This window comes from bacterium (assembly GCA_024226335.1).
Lineage (GTDB): Bacteria > Myxococcota_A > UBA9160 > SZUA-336 > SZUA-336 > JAAELY01.
The window spans coordinates 1-809 of record JAAELY010000350.1 but is presented as its reverse complement, the minus strand read 5'-3'; the positions used below and the strand labels follow the sequence as shown (position 1 = coordinate 809).

General features: G+C 56.6%; 1 protein-coding gene. It reads right to left on the bottom strand.

Features of this window, described 5'->3' with window-relative positions:
* Nucleotides 1-802 (bottom strand): IS91 family transposase (locus GY725_18225; GenBank protein MCP4006124.1); only part of this gene is annotated, 802 nt, incomplete at its 3' end.
* Between the last annotated feature and the right edge of the window lie 7 nt (nt 803-809).

Sequence of the window (809 nt, the reverse complement as noted above, 5' to 3'; positions counted from 1 at the left end):
CGGTGATGAAGGCAACGATCCGCATCGATCCGCCACAATGGGGGCAAACGAGTGGAAATACCTCGAAGATACGGGCAAGAAGGGTGGCCCAGAGGTAATGGGCATGGCTACGGGCGAGCGTTTCGGAGTTTTCCTCAGGGTGTTGAGTCCGCTGAGGATCGGCTCGACGATTGGGATGTGTTGTTTCCTGCTCGGTGTCGGAATTTGATTCGGAAACGGGCGCGAGGGCCGTAACGGCGGCTCGCAGGGTGGCGTTTGGAGCGAGTACGCCGAAATAGCGATGGCGGTGGGCGCGAGGGCGAGGGACCAACCCGGCGATGAGGTCGATGAGTTCGAGCGGTGTGAGCGTCAGGGTAGTCCGGCCATCCGGTTTGGGTTTTGGCAGGTGATAAACGATGTGTTGCGCATCCACTTTCTCAATCCGTTCCAGTGCGAAGGGCGGTCGAGCGCAGTAGCGGAGTAATCGCTCGAGCGCTTGTCGATCCTCTCCTTCGATTCGAACCTGCGCATCGATCGAAAAACCGCCGCCATGCGCCCACCGCTCCATGGTTTCTCGCTCGTCCTGGTCGAGTAAACCGCGGCGAACGAAAGCTTTCAGAACGCGTCGCCGGATGGTGGCTTGTACTTCAGCGATCGTTGACTCGTCAAGAGCGGTGGCCTCGAAAAAAACCACCCCGGCGTCGTTGTCCGATGGATCGAACACGCCATCGAGGACGATAATATGAAAGTGAATGTGTTCGTTGAGGGAAGAACCAAATTCAGACCTCCTGATCTCTAGGATTTTAGTATGATATGATTTCACCTACAAT